At 60.4% G+C, this 2,086-nt stretch carries 2 protein-coding genes and 1 pseudogene; all 3 read right to left on the bottom strand.

Features of this window, described 5'->3' with window-relative positions; genetic code table 11:
* Positions 1-1,154, bottom strand: a 1,154-nt coding sequence (locus tag EN884_RS34205; RefSeq protein WP_128361050.1) for an AAA family ATPase, incomplete at its 3' end; no start/stop codon positions are given.
* Positions 1,151-1,738, bottom strand: a complete 588-nt coding sequence (locus EN884_RS34200; RefSeq protein WP_244514262.1) for a TadE/TadG family type IV pilus assembly protein — start codon at positions 1,736-1,738, stop codon at positions 1,151-1,153. The genes EN884_RS34205 and EN884_RS34200, both read right to left, overlap by 4 nt.
* A 41-nt stretch (positions 1,739-1,779) precedes the next feature.
* Positions 1,780-2,086: pseudogene (locus EN884_RS34195) on the bottom strand (hypothetical protein); the annotation flags it as partial.

Raw genomic sequence — 2,086 nt, 5'->3', positions numbered from 1 at the left:
GCCTCATCGAGCCGCTCTTTGAACATCCGCTTCAGATCCTTGTTGAAGCGCGCCCGCCCATCCACTTCGGAAGGCGGGATGGCCCTGTTCAGCGCATCGGTCAGAAGCGCGTTGTCGAGCGCGACCGACTTGATGTGCGGCGCCTTGAAGATCTTTTCGAGCTCGCTGCGCGAAAAATGGTTCCCGAACCATTTGCGCTTGTGCTTGTTGGCGACCAGCGTGATGCTGACCGCATTGCCGCGCAGCTCGCGGATCTTCTTGTAGAGCCGCTTGCCTTGCCGCAGCGACGCGACATTGAGTTCGAACACGATGAAGATCTCGTCGCTCGTCGACAGCACGGAATTGTGCCAGGGCGTTTCCAGATTGGGCAGGTCGATAACGATGTCGTCGAAGCGGTAGGCGACGAGGTCGAGCAGGCGGAAGACGAAATCGCTGCCATGCGGCTCGAACGGCAGTTGCGGCCGCTCGAATGCATAGAGGGTGAGGCCGGACGGGCGCGACAGCTTGATGACGTCCATCAGCTCGACATCGAGCCGCTCCGGCTGGCCGATGATGCCGGCAAGGTCGAACTGGTTGAACAGATTGAGATAGGCGCCGCAATTGGCGCTCTGGAAATCCAGGTCCACGAGACAGGTGGACGCCGCGCGCTCGCCCGATTTCGACGCCAGGAATTCGGCCGCCGACAGCGCCAGCGTCGTGGCGCCGGCGCCGCCGCTGGCGCTGATGAAGGTGATGATCCGGCTTTTGGTTCCCTGGTTGCCGGTGTCGTGGAAGGTCACCGCATTGAGCAGTTCCTTGCCGTCGAGCGGCTTGTGCAGCCAGTCCGAGGCGTTCATGCGCACCAAAACGCGCGTCTGCTCCGAGCTCAGCTCGTCGGAAACCGCGATCAGCGGCACGCTGGCCCACAGTGCGCGCGCCTCGACGATGCCGGGCCTGCCGAGCAGCTCGCCATTGCCGAGATCGAGGATGACGATGCCCGGGCGTGTGTCCGCCGGCGGTCCTTTCAGAAAATCGCTCGTCTCGGAAACCCTGACGTCATAGATCGCCAGCGCATCGAGCCGCGTCGCCACATCGCGCTTGAAATTCGGATCCGACGAAAACAGCGCCACCTGCTTGCGCTTGGTCGGCGTAACCTTGGTGTTGATGGCGTTCATGGCCAGGTACTCTTCATGTCTTCGCCCGTGACCGTGCTCAGCATGGAGGGCATTGTGATGTTGTTGAAGCCGAGCAGTCCGCCCAGGAAGAAAAACTGGAAGGGATGGTTGGTGATGCTCACCGTGATGGTCGGCACCGGTCCGCTGGGACGCGTCCAGTAGCCGAGGCCGGAAGCCTGGTATTGAATCCTGACTTCGGACTTGGCCAACATCGGCAGGAATGTCTGCATTCCGGGCCGGCTGCTGTTGCCGCTGAAAATGAAATTAAAGGCATCTTGGCTTACATTGAGGTTCTGGCACGTAGCGCCTGTGCCGCAAACGCAAGAGACGCTTCCAGCGGTGTTGGCGGTGCAGATATAGTTGTAAGTGTTTGCGGGTACCGCAGTGCCGACTTTAGTTAGGTCGGTCTGCGTTATCGTCTCGGCCAGGAGCCCGCTGGCGACAGGTGTAGAAATCTGCGCCAGCCTTGCGCCGGCTTGCACCGCCTTATTCCCGGCATTCCATTGGTAAAAGGCGTAGCCGAAATCGATGAAGCCAAGCAAAAGCGTCAACAGCAGCGGCATCACTATGGCCATTTCGACCATTGTCGTTCCGGACTGGCTAGCCCAAAACTTGGTGCGCCCCATCACCATCCAATGACCCGTTCCTGATGGGATACACTGAGGGTCAGGGCTCCAAAGCCAAGATACGACCAGAATCCAACGTCCGGATAAGAATAGGAGGTGCTGACGTCCACGACATCGACTTTGGTCGTGCTGCTGAGATAAAGTTGCGTGCCCGTGGCGGCATCAACCGCGTCCAGCGAGACCGCCTTGGTGATGTCAACCGCCGCCGGCAGCCATCCGGTCACTCTGGCGCTGCCGTTAGCGACCGCCCCATTGGCAGCAAGGTTCTGGGCTCGGCCCTTGCAAGTCGCCCAATCGCTGCTGCAT

The sequence above is a fragment of the Mesorhizobium sp. M7A.F.Ca.AU.001.01.1.1 genome, assembly GCF_004022735.1.
GTDB lineage: Bacteria > Pseudomonadota > Alphaproteobacteria > Rhizobiales > Rhizobiaceae > Mesorhizobium > Mesorhizobium ciceri.
This window is presented reverse-complemented; position numbering and strand designations above follow the sequence as displayed.

Bases quoted from the DNA above. Each gene is read 5' to 3' on its own strand.
- EN884_RS34200 (WP_244514262.1), bottom strand. From the start codon at position 1,738: ATGGTCGAAATGGCCATAGTGATGCCGCTGCTGTTGACGCTTTTGCTT.